Raw genomic sequence first — 15,450 nt, forward strand, 5'->3', positions numbered from 1 at the left:
TATGAGCGAACAACGCCACAACGCATCCCACCTCAGTGAGTCGGCCCAGGTCGACCAGCAATCGGTGCAACCTTTCCCGCGGTCTCGCAAGGTGTATGTGCAGGGCTCACGCCCGGACATTCGCGTGCCGATGCGGGAAATCAGCCTCGACGCAACGCCTACGGATTTTGGCGGCGAGATCAACGCACCGGTGTTCGTCTACGACACGTCCGGCCCCTACACCGACCCTTCGGCGCACATCGACGTGCGCAAGGGCCTCGCCGATGTGCGTTCAGGCTGGATCGACGACCGTGGCGACACCGAGCGTTTGCCCGGGCTGAGTTCCAGCTTTGGCCAACAGCGTCTGGCGGATGCCGAGCTCACCCGGCTGCGTTTTGCCCATGTGCGAAATCCGCGCCGCGCGAAGGCGGGTGCGAACGTAAGCCAGATGCACTACGCCCGGCAGGGCATCATCACCGCCGAGATGGAATACGTCGCCATCCGCGAAAACATGAAGCTGCAAGAGGCACGAGCAGCCGGGTTGTTGGCCGAGCAGCACGCAGGTCACAGCTTCGGTGCCAACATCCCGAAAGAAATCACGGCCGAGTTCGTGCGCAATGAAGTGGCGCGGGGCCGGGCGATCATCCCTGCCAACATCAACCACACCGAGCTGGAGCCGATGATCATCGGCCGCAACTTTCTGGTGAAGATCAACGGCAACATCGGCAACAGCGCGCTGGGTTCGTCGATCGAAGAAGAGGTGGCCAAGCTTACCTGGGGCATTCGCTGGGGGTCGGACACCGTGATGGACTTGTCCACCGGCAAGCACATTCATGAAACCCGCGAGTGGATCATCCGCAACTCCCCAGTGCCCATCGGTACCGTGCCGGTCTATCAGGCGCTGGAAAAGGTTGGAGGCGTGGCCGAAGACCTGACCTGGGAGCTGTTCCGCGACACGCTGATCGAGCAGGCGGAGCAGGGGGTGGACTACTTCACCATCCATGCCGGAGTACTGCTGCGCTACGTGCCGCTCACGGCAAAACGGGTAACCGGGATCGTCAGCCGTGGCGGCTCGATCATGGCCAAGTGGTGCCTGGCGCACCATCAGGAGAACTTCCTGTACACGCATTTCGAAGAGATCTGCGAAATCATGAAGGCCTACGATGTGAGCTTCTCGCTGGGCGACGGCCTGCGCCCGGGCTCCATCGCCGATGCCAACGACGCCGCGCAGTTCGGCGAGCTGGAAACGCTGGGCGAGTTGACCAAGATCGCCTGGAAGCACGACGTGCAATGCATGATCGAGGGCCCTGGGCACGTGCCCATGCAGTTGATCAAGGAGAACATGGACAAGCAGCTGGAATGCTGTGACGAAGCGCCGTTCTACACCCTTGGCCCGTTGACCACCGACATTGCGCCTGGGTACGACCACATTACTTCGGGCATTGGCGCCGCGATGATCGGCTGGTTCGGCTGCGCCATGCTGTGCTACGTCACACCCAAGGAGCACCTGGGCCTTCCCAACAAGGATGACGTGAAAACCGGGATCATCACGTACAAGATTGCCGCCCACGCCGCCGACCTCGCCAAGGGCCACCCCGGCGCGCAGATCCGCGACAACGCCCTGTCCAAGGCGCGTTTCGAATTCCGCTGGGAAGACCAGTTCAACCTCGGGCTGGACCCCGACACGGCCCGGGCTTACCACGACGAAACCCTGCCGAAGGAATCGGCCAAGGTTGCGCATTTCTGTTCCATGTGCGGGCCGAAGTTCTGCTCGATGAAAATCACCCAGGAAGTCCGCGAGTACGCTGCCAACCAGATCCCCAGCGTGGAAGTGAGCGCTGAAGAAGGGATGCGCCAGCAAGCGCAGCGGTTCAAGGCTGAAGGTAGCCAGCTGTATCAAAAATTGTGACCCCGTGCGCCTGGCGCGGCCAGGCGTTCACCTCTGCGCGCGAGAAGTGCCCCGTGACTCAATATTCCCCTGATATTCCCGTTACCCAGGAACGCCGCGTGTTTGGCGCCCGCGACCTGTTTACGCTGTGGTTTTCCCTCGGCGTGGGCCTGATGGTGTTACAAACCGGCGCGTTGCTTGCGCCCGGGCTAGGCCTGGCCAATGGGCTGCTGGCGATTGTGCTAGGCACGCTGGTAGGCGTGCTGCTGCTGGCTGCCGCCGCAGTGATCGGCGCGGACACTGGCCTGTCCGCCATGGCCTCGCTGAAAACCAGCCTTGGCCGTCACGGCGCGGCATTGCCCGCCGTGTTGAACCTGCTTCAGCTCATCGGCTGGGGCGCATTCGAGCTGATCGTGATGCGGGACGCAGCGAGCCTGTTGGCGACCACGCGGTGGGGCGAGGCCAGTGGGTCGGCCAATCCATTGCTTTGGACACTTGCCTTTGGCGCGCTGGCAACGTTGCTGGCGGTGAGCGGGCCGTTGACGTTCGTGCGTCGTGTATTACGCAAATGGGGGATCTGGCTGCTGCTGGCGGCCTGTACCTGGCTCACCTGGAACCTCTTTGCCACCGCAGACCTGGCAGGCTTGTGGCAGCGCGCTGGCGACGGTTCGCTGGCATTCGCGGCAGGTTTCGACATCGCCATTGCCATGCCGTTATCGTGGCTGCCGCTGATTGCCGACTATTCGCGCTTTGGTCGATCCGCAGGCAAAGTGTTCAAGGGCACCGCGCTGGGTTTCCTGTTGGGGAACGTTTGGCTGATGGGCCTCGGCGTTGCCTACACCCTCGCCTTCGCGCCCAGCGGCGAAACCAATGCGCTGTTGCTGGCGCTGGCAGGCGCCGGGCTGGGCATCCCGCTATTGCTGATTCTGCTGGATGAATCGGAGAACGCCTTCGCGGACATTCATTCCGCTGCAGTCTCCAGCGGCCTGCTGGTGCGGCTGAAAGTGGAGCATTTGGCCGTTCTGGTAGGGGTTGTGTGCACCCTGATCGCCGCGTTCGCGCCGCTGGCCCAGTACCAGAACTTTCTGTTCCTGATCGGCTCGGTATTCGCACCGCTGTTCGGCGTGGTGCTGGTGGACCATTACCTGCTACGCCAGCGCCGTGCGCCCAACGCCTGCCCTACGTGGCGAGGCGCTGCGCTGGTCGCCTGGGGCGCGGGCATCGTGCTGTATCAAGCCTTGGCCCACTATTGGCCAGACCTTGGCGCAACGCTGCCCTCTTTGATACTTGCCGGGCTGCTGCATCTGGCGCTTTCGAAGGTACTGGGCCCGGTCAGCGGCGGGGGCGTAGCTCCGGCCGAATCACCCCGTTGAGGCGCGCGTAAGGAATCTTTAGTTCCACGTGCCCCATGGCATACGGGGCGATGCTATAAACATTGTATTTGAGCACTACGGCGTCGGATGCCAAGGCAATGTTTTCGGTGCGCTGGAAGGGCCAGTTCTTGACGAATTCGGCGTCCTGGTCCAGCTTCTGGGCTATCAGCCAGCCCCGGTGGGCTTCCTGGGCCGCCAGCCAGAATGTGGCTTCCTGGCCTGGAACCACCATGTCGGCCAGCGTCAGTGCCTTGTGCTGCTGGCGCGACCAGGTAACGAACCCTCTGCCCGGCAGGCCATGGGCGCCGCCGGTGTCCAGGTAGCTGGACAGCTCCACGATCACCAGCCCGTCATGCTGTTCCCTTACCTTTGCCTGCAGGTAAGTGGAATAGCTGGCCTGGGCCGTACTCAGAAATTGCTGTTCATACGCCGGTAACGAGGTTGCTGGCACCAGGTCAGGGTTGTCGCGGGTCATTTGCAGCAGGCGCTGCTGTACCAGCGTGTCGAGTGCCGGCTCATCGGGAAAATGCACGGTATCCAGGTTCACCAGCGGGCAATCTGCGGTGGTGCAGCCGGGCTTGATGTGTTCCCAGGCCTCGCGCTCGGTTTTCAACGGTTTGTCGTAATCGGGTTGAAAAAGGCTTTGGCAGGCGCCAAGACTCAACGCGAGAAGCGCCAACGCTGAAACTTTCAAGGGTGACATGGAATTCCCTGGCAATGATGAAGTCGGGGTTGGACTATAAACGCAACGATGAGTTCGCCATAGGCTTGGGCGCTCTGGATCAGGCACGCGGGTTGCACGCCACTGAAGGAAGATGCAACTTTGATGATGGAAAAAGAGGATTCGTATGACAGACGCTAACCATTCGTTGCCAGCAAAGGTCGAAATTACCCGGCGCGAGAACTGCTTCACTGGTTTCTACAAGGTAGACAAGCTGTTCCTGCGGCATGAGTTGTTTGCCGGTGGGCTAGGCAAGGAAATCAGCCGGGAGCTGTTCGTCCGCCATGACGCCGTGTGTGTGTTGCCCTACGACCCTCAGCGCGATGAAGTGGTGCTGATCGAGCAGTTCCGGGTGGGCGCGATGGGCAAGGTGGGCAACCCCTGGTTGATCGAGATGGTTGCTGGTCTGATCGACAAGGACGAAACCCCCGAAGCGGTTGCGCACCGCGAGGCGGAAGAGGAAGCTGGGCTGGAATTTCAGGCGCTGTGGCCGATAGCCAAGTATTTCCCTTCGCCTGGCGGCAGCGATGAGTACGTCCACCTGTACCTGGGGCGTTGCACCAGCGAAGGGGCCGGTGGGTTGCACGGCCTGGAGGAAGAAGGCGAAGACATCCGCGTACGGGTGTGGGCATTCGAGGATGCGCTGCAGGCGGTACGGGATGGCAGAATCATCAATGCGGCCGCGCTGATCGCCATTCAATGGCTGGCACTGAACCGCGAAGAAGTCAGGGGGTTGTGGAAGTGAATCTGTTGCGCGAACGCTACCGGGTCGATCTGGCCGGGTTGCAGGCGGCCTGCGAGGCCAACTACGCACGCCTGATGCGGCTGTTGCCTGGCATGCGTGGCGAGCAGCGTTCGCGCCAGATCGGCATGACCCAGGGCGACCAGGCCTTGGGCGTGCTGAGTATCGAAGTGACCCAGGCCAGCCCTTACACCACCACCTTGAGTGTGAGTCAGAAGCACAGCCTGCCCTGGCTGCCGGTGCCGCGCATGGAAGTGCAGGTGTACCACGACGCGCGCATGGCCGAAGTGATCGGCGCCCAGCACGCCCGGCGTTTTCGCGGCATCTATCCCTACCCCAACGCGGCCATGCACCAGCCCGATGAAAAAGCCCAGCTCAATCTGTTTCTCGGCGAGTGGCTGAGTCATTGCCTGGCGTGTGGCCACGAATACGAGCACGTCAGGTAGGAAATGGCGCGCTACCCGCATATCGCGCTTTTCTCGTAACCGCACCATAATCTCCCCAGTATCCGTACCGGGAGACGGCCCTTGCCGAACCGCCAACTCACATCTGAATCCTCTGTGTTGCTGCTGCAACTGACCGACAGCCATCTTTTTGCCGAGGCCGAGGGAACGTTGCTGGGCATGAACACCGCCGACAGCCTGCGTCAGGTCATGGCGCGAGTGATGGCCGAGCAGCCCGCCGTGGACCTGATGCTCGCCACCGGCGACCTGTCCCAGGACGGCACGCTTGAGTCGTACCAGCGCTTCCAGGAAATGACCGCCAGCATCAAGGCGCCACACCGTTGGATGGCGGGCAATCACGATGAAGCAGCCGTCATGGCGGATCATTTCGGCCACACCGAGCTGATGGAGCAGGTGGTAGACATCGGCAACTGGCGTATCACGCTGCTGGATTCTTCCGTGTCGGGCTCCGTGCCAGGGTGGCTTGCCGACAGCCAGCTCGCGCTGCTGGAAAAGGCCCTGAAGGAAGCACCCGAGCGGCACCATCTGGTGTGCCTGCACCACCATCCGGTGTCCATCGACTGCAAATGGATGGAGCCCATTGGCCTGCGCAACGCTGACGCTTTCCTCGCGATCATCGACCGCTACCCACAAGTACGGGCACTTCTCTGGGGGCATATCCACCAGCACCTGGACCGCGAGCGCAACGGCGTGCGCCTGCTGGCCACGCCTTCGACATGCGTGCAGTTCGAGCCATTGAGCGAAGATTTTTCCGTTGACCGCGTAGCGCCGGGCTATCGTTGGCTGCAACTGCACCCGGACGGCCGCCTGGATACCGCTGTTTCAAGGGTGCCGGATTTTGAGTTCGCACCAGGCTTCGGCGGCAGCGGCTATTGATTTTGTACGGCTGAGATACACTCGGCCGTTTCGATTTATCCGCAGGAGGCCCGCGTGGCCGCTTCAATCTTGTACATCCACGGGCTGAACAGCTCACCGGCCTCGCAGAAGGCCCGCCAGCTGATTGCAGCGGCGGCGCAGATCGATCTGCATGGCAGCTTGCAGGTACCGGCGCTGCATCACCATCCACGGCAGGCCATGCTCCAGTTGGAAGAGGCAATTGTAACCCTGGGTGAACCGTTACTGGTCGGTAGCTCCCTTGGCGGCTACTATGCGACCCACCTGGCACAGCGGCACGGGCTGCGTGCCTTGCTGATCAACCCGGCGGTGAATCCGCATCGGTTGTTCGACGGCCACCTTGGGATGCAGCGCAACCATTACACAGGCGAGCAGTGGCAACTTACCGAAAGCCACGTGCACGCCCTGGCTGATCTTGAGGTGCCACCACCGGTAGCCGGAGCGCGTGTTCAGGTGTGGCTGCAAACCGGGGACGAAACCCTCGACTACCGGCGTGCCGAAACGTTTTACCAAGGCTGCACCGTGGATGTGCGCCCGGGCGGCGATCATGGCTATCAAGGCTTCGCCCTGCGCCTGCCGGAACTGTTCCTGTTTGCCGGCCTGGATCCAGCACGCTGCGCGGCCATCGACCTCGCCGCCCTGTGAACCTTTATTACGATTGACGAAGAGAACCCATGGCCACTCCCAGCGCTAGCTCTTATAACGCCGACGCCATCGAAGTCCTCTCGGGCCTCGACCCAGTGCGCAAACGCCCGGGCATGTACACCGACACCCAGCGGCCCAACCACCTGGCCCAGGAAGTCATCGACAACAGTGTGGACGAAGCCCTGGCAGGGCATGCCACGACCATCCAGGTCATTCTGCACGCCGACCATTCGCTCGAGGTCATCGACGACGGCCGCGGCATGCCCGTGGACATTCACCCGGAGGAAGGCGTTCCGGGCGTTGAATTGATCCTCACCAAGCTGCATGCCGGCGGCAAGTTCTCCAACAAGAACTACCAGTTTTCCGGCGGCCTGCACGGTGTGGGCATCTCGGTGGTCAATGCCTTGTCCACGCTGGTGCGCGTACGGGTGAAGCGCGACGGCCAGGAATACGAAATGACCTTCGCCGATGGTTTCAAGGCCAGCGACCTCAAGGTCATTGGTACCGTGGGCAAGCGCAATACCGGGACGAGCGTGTATTTCTCGCCCGACCCGAAATACTTCGATTCGCCAAAGTTCTCCATCAGCCGCCTCAAGCATGTGCTCAAGGCCAAGGCCGTGCTGTGCCCGGGGCTGTCGGTCACCTTCGAAGACAAGGCCAGCGGTGAGAAAACCGAATGGCACTACGAAGATGGCCTGCGCTCCTACCTGGCCGACGCCGTCAGTGATTTCCCGCGCCTGCCGGCCGAGCCGTTCTGCGGCAGCCTGGCGGGCAACAAGGAGGCCGTGGACTGGGCGCTGCTGTGGTTGCCCGAAGGCGGCGATTCGGTCCAGGAAAGCTACGTCAACCTGATCCCCACCGCCCAGGGCGGTACGCACGTGAACGGGTTGCGCCAGGGCTTGCTCGATGCCATGCGCGAGTTCTGCGAGTTCCGCAACCTGCTGCCGCGCGGGCTGAAGCTGGCGCCGGAAGACGTGTGGGAGCGGATCGCCTTCGTGCTGTCCATGAAAATGCAGGACGCACAGTTCTCCGGGCAAACCAAAGAGCGGCTGTCGTCACGCGAGGCCGCGGCATTCGTGTCGGGCGTAGTGAAAGACGCCTTCAGCCTGTGGCTCAACGCTCACCCGGAACTGGGCCTGCAATTGGCCGAGCTGGCGATCAACAACGCTGGCCGTCGGCTGAAGGCCAGCAAGAAGGTCGAGCGCAAGCGCATCACCCAGGGCCCGGCACTCCCGGGCAAGCTGGCCGACTGCGCCGGGCAGGACCCGGCCCGCGCCGAGCTGTTCCTGGTGGAAGGGGATTCGGCCGGTGGCTCCGCGAAGCAGGCGCGCGACAAGGAATTTCAGGCGATCCTGCCCCTGCGCGGGAAGATCCTGAACACCTGGGAAGTGGACGGCAACGAAGTACTGGCCAGCCAGGAAGTGCACAACATTGCCGTGGCCATCGGAGTAGACCCCGGCGCCAGCGACATAAGCCAGCTGCGCTACGGCAAGATTTGCATCCTTGCCGACGCAGACTCCGACGGGTTGCACATCGCCACGCTGTTGTGCGCCCTGTTCGTTCAGCACTTCCGCCCGTTGGTGGACGCAGGCCATGTGTACGTCGCCATGCCACCGCTGTACCGCATCGACCTGGGCAAGGAGATCTACTACGCCCTGGACGAAGCCGAACGCGACGGCATTCTCGATCGCCTGGTGGCCGAGAAGAAGCGCGGCAAGCCCCAGGTAACGCGCTTCAAGGGGCTGGGTGAAATGAACCCGCCGCAGTTGCGCGAAACCACCATGGACCCGAACACCCGGCGCCTGGTGCAGCTCACCCTGGATGACTTCGCGCAAACCAGCGAAATGATGGACATGCTGCTCGCCAAGAAGCGCGCGGGCGATCGCAAGAACTGGCTGGAAGCCAAGGGCAACCTTGCCGAGGTGCTTAGTTGATCCGTGCCGCGTTCGCGGCTTGGTTGTTGCTCGGTAGCATCGCGATCGCCCAAGGGGGCGAAGCGGTGCCCGAGCTTACCTTGCAGGGCGAATACCCGGTGGAAGGCATGCGCGGCGGTAACCTGTCCGGCCTGGCATTGTGCGCGGGCGAGTTGTGGGCCGTCTCCGACCGCGACGACGATCAGGTATACCGCATGGACCGTACAGCGGCGGTGTGGCAAAGCCGGCCGCTCGCCTTCGAAGCGCCAGCGGCGCCTGACATGGGCTTACCCTGGAGCATCGTGCTTCGGGCTACGGCGGCTGGCTTGATCCGCGGCGGTAGCCAGGATTTCGAGGGCATCGCCTGTGATAACCAGCAGCAGCTGTATCTTGTAAGTGAAGCCAAGGCCAGTGTGTTGCGCGTTACACAGAGTGGCGATGCGCAGTGGTTGCCTCTGCCGGCCGGTATGGTGGCCGAGGCGCGTCAGCAAGGGCTGTTGCATCACTTCAACGCGATCTTCGAAGGGCTTGCCATTACACCTGACGGCAAGCGCTTGTGGCTGGCGGCGGAGCGGGAGCAGCGCGGCCTGCTGGGTCTGACGTTGGGCGCGGATGGCTGGGCATGTGGAACACCTTGCGTGTTACTAAGCGAGGGCGGCTCGGAAGAGGTGCCACCACCGATGCGGATTGGCCTCAGCTATGCCAAGGACTTTTCGGACCTGGCGTACTTCAAGGGAAAGCTGTTTACGCTGGAGCGCAATGCCTACAAGGTTTGCCGACGCAACGCCGAAACGGCTGCGGTAGAGCGCTGCTGGTCCTTCGCGGAGGCGGGCTTGCAACCTTCAAGGCGTTACGAAAAACCCTACGGCCTGACCGAAGCCCTCGCATTAGATGACGACGGCGCGTGGATCGGTACGGATAACAACGACTGGGTGCGCGCCGACGGCGAGCAACGCCCGGTGATCTGGCGCTTCGCTGCGCCCGCCGGCGGCTGGGGCGCCCCGTGAATTCGCCTCCGGGCCGCTTGGCAGGGCGCTGGTTGCTGGCCCTGGCGTGGATCGCCGGGTTGTTCCTGGCGTCGCGCTTCTTTGGTGATTGGGAACAGAAGCAGGAAAACCCCAACCGGGAGGTGGCGTCCACGCACGGCGCCGGTTTTGTGGAAGTACGCCTGCAAGGCAATCGCCAAGGCCATTTCGTGGCGGACGGGCGGGTGAACGGCCAGACCGTGAGCTTTATGGTCGATACCGGCGCGACCGAAGTCGCGATCCCTTCCCAAGTGGCTGGCCGGCTCAGCCTTGAAAAAGGCGCTCCGGTGATGCTCAACACTGCCAACGGTGCCACCCAGGGTTACCGTACCCGGCTGGCGAGCCTGGAACTGGGCGATATCCGGCTGGCTCAGGTGAGCGCCGTGGTAGTGCCCGGGTTGCCGGGCGAACAGATATTGCTGGGCATGAGTGCCCTGAAACGACTTGAATTTACCCTGCGTGACGGCAACATGCTGTTGCGCCAGAACACCCAACGATGAGGCTTGCATGAGCGAATCAACCGATCTCAGCCTGGACGGCGTGGAGCGCCGGTCCCTGGCTGACTTCACCGAACAGGCCTACCTCAACTATTCCATGTACGTGATCATGGACCGCGCCTTGCCGCACATCGGCGATGGGCTCAAGCCCGTGCAGCGGCGGATCGTGTACGCGATGAGCGAACTGGGGCTGGACGCCGATTCCAAGCACAAGAAATCCGCGCGTACCGTGGGTGACGTGCTGGGCAAGTTCCACCCTCACGGTGACTCGGCCTGTTACGAAGCCATGGTGCTGATGGCCCAACCCTTCAGCTACCGCTACACGCTGATCGACGGGCAGGGTAACTGGGGCGCGCCGGACGATCCCAAGTCCTTCGCCGCCATGCGCTACACCGAAGCGCGCCTGTCACGCTACTCCGAAGTGCTGCTCAGCGAACTGGGGCAAGGCACGGCGGATTGGGTGCCCAATTTCGACGGCACGCTGGACGAACCGGCGGTGCTGCCCGCGCGGCTGCCCAACATCCTGCTCAACGGCACCACCGGTATCGCCGTGGGCATGGCAACGGACGTTCCGCCCCATAACCTCAGGGAAGTGGCCACGGCCTGCGTGCGCCTGCTGGACGAACCCCATGCCACGATCGAGCAGCTGTGCGAGCACATGCCAGGGCCCGATTACCCTACCGAGGCCGAAATCGTCACGCCGCGGCACGAACTGCTGAAGATGTACGAGAATGGCCGTGGTTCGGTGCGCATGCGGGCGGTTTATCGGGTGGAAGATGGCGATGTAGTCGTCACCGCGCTGCCGCATCAGGTGTCCGGTGCCAAAGTGCTGGAGCAGATAGCCGCGCAGATGCAGGCCAAGAAGCTGCCCATGGTGGCCGACCTGCGTGACGAATCGGACCACGAACACCCTTGCCGCATCGTGATCATTCCGCGCTCGAACCGCGTGGATGCCGCCGAGCTGATGCAGCACCTGTTCGCTACTACCGACCTGGAATCCACCTACCGGGTCAACATGAACATCATCGGCCTGGACGGCCGCCCTCAGCTGAAAAACCTGCGTACGTTGCTGCAGGAATGGCTGGAGTTCCGGGTACGCACGGTGCGCCGTCGCTTGCAGTTCCGCCTGGACAAGGTCGAGCGCCGCCTGCACCTGTTGGAAGGCTTGCTGGTCGCCTTCCTCAACCTCGATGAAGTGATCCATATCATTCGCACCGAGGACCATCCCAAGGCGAAGCTGATCGAGCGCTTTGCGCTATCCGAGACTCAGGCCGACTACATCCTTGATACCCGGCTGCGCCAGCTGGCGCGCCTGGAAGAAATGAAAATCCGCGACGAGCAGGATGCACTCGCCAAGGAGCGGGAGAAACTCCTGGCCCTGCTGGCCAGCGAGAGCAAGCTGAAGAAACTGGTGCGCGGTGAATTGATCGCCGACGCCAAAACCTACGGCGACGAGCGTCGCTCGCCGATCGTAGAGCGTGCCGAAGCCCGGGCGCTGTCTGAAAACGAGCTGATGCCGACCGAGCCGGTGACTGTGGTGCTGTCGGAAAAAGGCTGGGTGCGTTGCGCCAAGGGCCATGATATCGACGGTACGGCGCTGTCCTACAAAGCCGGCGATGGGTACAAGGCGGCGGCGCCGGGGCGCTCCAATCAATATGCGGTATTTATCGACTCCACCGGCCGCAGCTACTCGCTGCCCGCTCATAGCCTGCCCTCCGCGCGGGGCCAGGGTGAACCCCTCACCGGCCGCCTTACGCCGCCCCCTGGGGCGCAGTTCGAATGCCTGCTGCTGCCGGATGACAACGCTCTCTATGTGATTGCCTCCGACGCCGGCTACGGCTTTGTGGTGAAAGGCGAGGACCTGCAAGCCAAGAACAAGGCCGGCAAGGCACTGTTGAGCTTGCCGAACGGGGCCAAGGTAATGGCGCCGCGGCCTGTGAAAGACCGCGAGCATGAATGGGTCGCGGCGGTCACCACCGAAGGCCGCCTGCTGGTGTTCAAGGTGGCAGACCTGCCTCAGCTAGGGAAAGGCAAGGGCAACAAGATCATCGGCGTGCCAGGTGATCGCGTGGCGAGCCGGGAAGAATACGTCACCGAGCTGGCGATCATTGCCGACGGCGCGACCCTGGTGCTTCAAGCCGGTAAGCGAACGCTGTCACTGAAGGCCGACGACCTCGAACATTACAAAGGTGAACGCGGCCGACGTGGCAATAAACTGCCGCGTGGCTTCCAGCGCGTGGATGCTTTACTGGTAGAACCCTCCGTCTGAATCCTGCCGCGCAGGTGGCAGCTTTCTGGCGGGCGGTCATGGGAAGCTGGAGTCCTGCGCGGTATTCACGGATGATATGGGCCCTGTGGCGCTCTGCTGATAGCGCCCATTGGTATCGGTATCACTACGGCCAGCCGAATCGGGCTGCCTGGACGGAATCATGACTTTTCTGCGCCTCCCTTTCGCTGTACTTCTGACCGGTGTGCTCGGCCTGGCCGGCTGCAGCGTTCACCAGCCGGTGGCCTTGTATCAACTCAACGGCGGCAACCCCGGCCAGCCCAAGCACAGCACTGGCATGGCGGTGTTGTTGGGGCCGGTATCGGTCGCCGATTACCTTCAGCGCGAAACCCTGCTGCAACGGCAGAAGGACGGCAGCCTGACCGCCGCCACCGATGGCCGTTGGGCGGGTAGCCTCACCTCCGACATCGACCAGCTGCTGTTGCGGCAACTGGCCTGGCGGCTGGATACCCAGCGCGTGATGCTGGCGCCCACCGTGGCGAACTTCACACCTGATGCTCAGGTGCTGTTGTCCATTACCCGGCTGGACTCCGGCGCCAACCAGCCTGCGGTGTTGGATGCGCAGTGGCGTGTACTGGACCGGCGCGGCCAGGTGCGTGACAGCCGCCTCGTGCACCTGGAAGAAAAACACACCGGTGATACCGCCGCCCAGGTCCAGGCCCAGGGTGTGCTGCTGCAGCGCTTGGCCGAGCAGCTGAGCGCAGCGGTCAAGCCCCTCGCGAATCAGCCAGCACTGGCCGATGAACGCAAGCCCGCGCCTGCCCAGGTGAAAAAAGAAGAACCCGAAAAACAGAAAATCCCGCTGGCCACGCCCGTGCGGACGAACATGGAAGTGTTCAGGTTCTGATTTCTCCGATGCCATAAGGCATGCGCAGCGCGCTGTAGGAGGGGGCGAAAGCCCCCGAACCGTAGGCGCCTCCCCCTCATGCGATCCCGCATACCCAGCAGCCTGTAGCGCGTCGGTAACTTACCGTGGCTGCAGGCGTGCCTGGCGTTTCATTTCGTTTGGCCTCGAATAGAAAACATTAAGTTACTGATTGGTTGTGTCTGTTTGTCTGTATCCCAAAAGTATCTGTAACTACATGTTGTTTAAAATATCTTACATTTAAGCTTTTGTTAACCTTTAGGAAAATACCTAAACTCGCACTTCATTGAACGTTGGCATGACGCCTGTTTTGAGTCGCTCGCATAGTGTTTTTAGATCGTGCAGGTTGTATTTTCTGACGGAGGCTTGTGTGTGAAAACTTTGGAGGGGGTAAAAGTAATCGACGGCGCTGTTACTTTCGAAGAGCAGCGAAATATACTCATCCAGTTGAAGTCGGCGATTTGGCGCTATGGGTGGCCTATAAATAACGCGTATTTTGCGAAGCCATGTTGGCACGTGTTCATAGCAGGTAGCCGGCGTCCTGAATGGGAATCGTGCGAGGCCGAGCTTGAACAGCACCCTGCCTGGGGTTTCTTGTACGGCGTATGGGCGCGCTTAAAGCGAGAGCACCTTCCGAATGCTACCCTGCTCGGCGTATATGCTAACGGCCAAACATTAGGGCAGGATTCCCCAATTCATCGAGATAATCGAGGAGGGGAGGTGAGTACAACCGTAGTGTTGTTTTGTAATGAAGTGTGGGCGACTTGCTGGGGCGGCGAGCTCGTGTTCTACGATAATAACAAGGAAGACCTAATAAAAGCGGTTCTGCCGAAGCCCCGTAGAATTGTTGTGTTTGATGGACATATACCACATAGCGCGAGATCCCCTTCGGCGCTTTGCGACCAGCTAAGGATGACAATAGCCTTCAAGACAGCCACGCTGGCTTAGCGTTATGAACGAGAATAAAAAATCATCCGGTTCCGAATCCAGCGCTGAACAGCCAAAACATAAACCGCAAGCAGGAAAAGCCCGGGAATATTTCAAAATGGCCGCGGGTACTGCGGCATTTGGCGCTTTTCTTTATATGGTGATGTTTGGCTTCAGGGCCGCAGAGCCGGCAGCTAGATTTCCTGGGCCTGGTACGTTAGAGAAAGGTGTGGTTGCTTCAGGAGGGTCCTCTTTAAGGGGAACACCTTGGGTCCTTTCGTATACCGTAAAAGTCCCCAGTAAACACTCGGGATATGTGGCTTTGCGAACTATTTATGCACGGAAAGATTCTTGTGGAAAAGCGAGTCTCGCGGTCGGGGATATCGTTTGGCTAACTAGTCATTTTAGAAAGGATAGAAAGTTTCCGAGGCTCGCTGTTATGGAGGGGGGGTGTGTTCTTCAGGATGAAGCAGTATTTGAGGAGATACAGAAATCAAATGATCAGAGTGGAAATATGACAATGGCGGTTCTTTTTATCTGTACTTGCGGGTTTTTTGTTACAGGCGTTATTGAATGGTGTCGCTCAAAATTAAAAGATTGGAGGCTATAGAGGCGCTTGTGGCGGGTGAAATAAATAATACGTCTGTAGGGTTCGTCCGTTTTATAGTCAAGTAGATGCCCTGGGAGGGTAAATGACAAAAACAGTTGAGATTTTTGCAGTTCATACTGGAAGAGGCGTGGCCGCTACCGCGTTGGTTGATCAACTTAATACGGATAAAAAAGGATTTTCCTTAATCAGTCAGTGTGCACAGACAACGGCGGCGGTAGCGAGTGTGGCATCAATAACTACGGTAGCCACCGGTTTTATGCCTTTCTTGAGTATCTCGGCCCACGTACTCGCTGGAACAACGACGTTTCTTAGAGTTGTTGCAGAATTGGAAGATGGAAAAAAATTAGACGAAGGAGATGTGTTAAGTCTGGTTGGCAACGTCGCTGGAGTAGCCGGGAGTCTTATGCTCCTAGGAAGTATCGCTGTTGGTGCTAAAACGCTCGCCTTTGCTTCAATAATCATAGGAGGGCTCTCAATACTAAACTCAGACGTAGCTAAAAATCTTTACAAAACTAAAACAACATCGCCATGGTAATGTGGGATCCCGCCACTGACGCAATATCAATCGGCAAGTTACCTTGGGAGCAAGCTCAAGCAGCAGATAGCGTCGGCGAGAGTGA

Annotated in this window: 15 protein-coding genes; 14 read left to right on the forward strand and 1 reads right to left on the reverse strand. The window is 60.6% G+C overall.

Annotation, left to right across the window (positions count from 1 at the left end; translation table 11 throughout):
* Position 1 precedes the first annotated feature (1 nt).
* Together thiC and cytX are read left to right on the forward strand one after the other, a co-directional pair.
* A complete protein-coding gene (gene thiC, locus AC3Z8Y_RS01645; protein ID WP_490088190.1) occupies positions 2-1,888 on the forward strand; it encodes a phosphomethylpyrimidine synthase ThiC in 1,887 nt (628 codons plus the stop codon).
* Positions 1,889-1,941: 53 nt separating this feature from the next.
* Positions 1,942-3,240 carry a putative hydroxymethylpyrimidine transporter CytX gene (gene cytX, locus AC3Z8Y_RS01650; protein WP_490088191.1) on the forward strand — a complete coding sequence of 433 codons (1,299 nt, stop codon included), beginning with the start codon at positions 1,942-1,944 and terminating at the stop codon, positions 3,238-3,240.
* On the opposite strand, the gene AC3Z8Y_RS01655 is transcribed toward cytX, so the two are convergent.
* The gene (locus AC3Z8Y_RS01655) at positions 3,200-3,943 is read right to left on the reverse strand and encodes an RsiV family protein (protein WP_490088192.1); all 744 of its coding nucleotides are present in this window, start codon (positions 3,941-3,943) and stop codon (positions 3,200-3,202) included. The two genes, cytX and AC3Z8Y_RS01655, sit on opposite strands and share 41 nt — an antisense overlap.
* Before the next feature lie 145 nt (positions 3,944-4,088).
* Between AC3Z8Y_RS01655 and AC3Z8Y_RS01660 the strand changes: the two genes are divergently transcribed.
* From AC3Z8Y_RS01660 to AC3Z8Y_RS01715, 12 genes are all read left to right on the forward strand, one after another.
* The gene (locus AC3Z8Y_RS01660) at positions 4,089-4,706 is read left to right on the forward strand and encodes an NUDIX domain-containing protein (protein ID WP_490088193.1); all 618 of its coding nucleotides are present in this window, start codon (positions 4,089-4,091) and stop codon (positions 4,704-4,706) included.
* Positions 4,697-5,149 carry a DUF1249 domain-containing protein gene (locus tag AC3Z8Y_RS01665; RefSeq protein ID WP_181113496.1) on the forward strand — a complete coding sequence of 151 codons (453 nt, stop codon included), beginning with the start codon at positions 4,697-4,699 and terminating at the stop codon, positions 5,147-5,149. Before AC3Z8Y_RS01660 ends, AC3Z8Y_RS01665 begins: the two co-directional genes overlap by 10 nt.
* Before the next feature lie 81 nt (positions 5,150-5,230).
* Entirely contained in the window at positions 5,231-6,043 is an 813-nt protein-coding gene (gene cpdA, locus AC3Z8Y_RS01670) for a 3',5'-cyclic-AMP phosphodiesterase (protein ID WP_490088194.1), read from the forward strand.
* Between the two features lie 54 nt (positions 6,044-6,097).
* Entirely contained in the window at positions 6,098-6,706 is a 609-nt protein-coding gene (locus AC3Z8Y_RS01675) for a YqiA/YcfP family alpha/beta fold hydrolase (RefSeq protein WP_490088195.1), read from the forward strand.
* A gap of 29 nt (positions 6,707-6,735) precedes the next feature.
* Positions 6,736-8,640 carry a DNA topoisomerase IV subunit B gene (gene parE, locus AC3Z8Y_RS01680; RefSeq protein ID WP_490088196.1) on the forward strand — a complete coding sequence of 635 codons (1,905 nt, stop codon included), beginning with the start codon at positions 6,736-6,738 and terminating at the stop codon, positions 8,638-8,640.
* Positions 8,640-9,626: an esterase-like activity of phytase family protein gene (locus AC3Z8Y_RS01685; protein WP_490089910.1), complete on the forward strand. Its 987-nt coding sequence runs from the start codon at positions 8,640-8,642 to the stop codon at positions 9,624-9,626. Before parE ends, AC3Z8Y_RS01685 begins: the two co-directional genes overlap by 1 nt.
* The gene (locus AC3Z8Y_RS01690) at positions 9,623-10,144 is read left to right on the forward strand and encodes a retropepsin-like aspartic protease family protein (protein WP_490088197.1); all 522 of its coding nucleotides are present in this window, start codon (positions 9,623-9,625) and stop codon (positions 10,142-10,144) included. Before AC3Z8Y_RS01685 ends, AC3Z8Y_RS01690 begins: the two co-directional genes overlap by 4 nt.
* Positions 10,145-10,151: 7 nt before the next feature.
* Entirely contained in the window at positions 10,152-12,410 is a 2,259-nt protein-coding gene (parC, locus tag AC3Z8Y_RS01695; RefSeq protein ID WP_490088198.1) for a DNA topoisomerase IV subunit A, read from the forward strand.
* Positions 12,411-12,570: 160 nt separating this feature from the next.
* Entirely contained in the window at positions 12,571-13,275 is a 705-nt protein-coding gene (locus AC3Z8Y_RS01700) for a PqiC family protein (protein ID WP_490088199.1), read from the forward strand.
* A gap of 534 nt (positions 13,276-13,809) precedes the next feature.
* Complete coding sequence (locus AC3Z8Y_RS01705; protein ID WP_490089911.1) at positions 13,810-14,241, forward strand: 2OG-Fe(II) oxygenase; 432 nt, start codon at positions 13,810-13,812, stop codon at positions 14,239-14,241.
* A 4-nt stretch (positions 14,242-14,245) separates the two neighbouring features.
* Complete coding sequence (locus AC3Z8Y_RS01710) at positions 14,246-14,830, forward strand: hypothetical protein (protein WP_490088200.1); 585 nt, start codon at positions 14,246-14,248, stop codon at positions 14,828-14,830.
* Between the two features lie 82 nt (positions 14,831-14,912).
* A complete protein-coding gene (locus AC3Z8Y_RS01715) occupies positions 14,913-15,365 on the forward strand; it encodes a hypothetical protein (RefSeq protein ID WP_490088201.1) in 453 nt (150 codons plus the stop codon).
* Positions 15,366-15,450: the final 85 nt, after the last annotated feature.

Source organism: Pseudomonas sp. 3MAES_34.3B, from assembly GCF_058145875.1.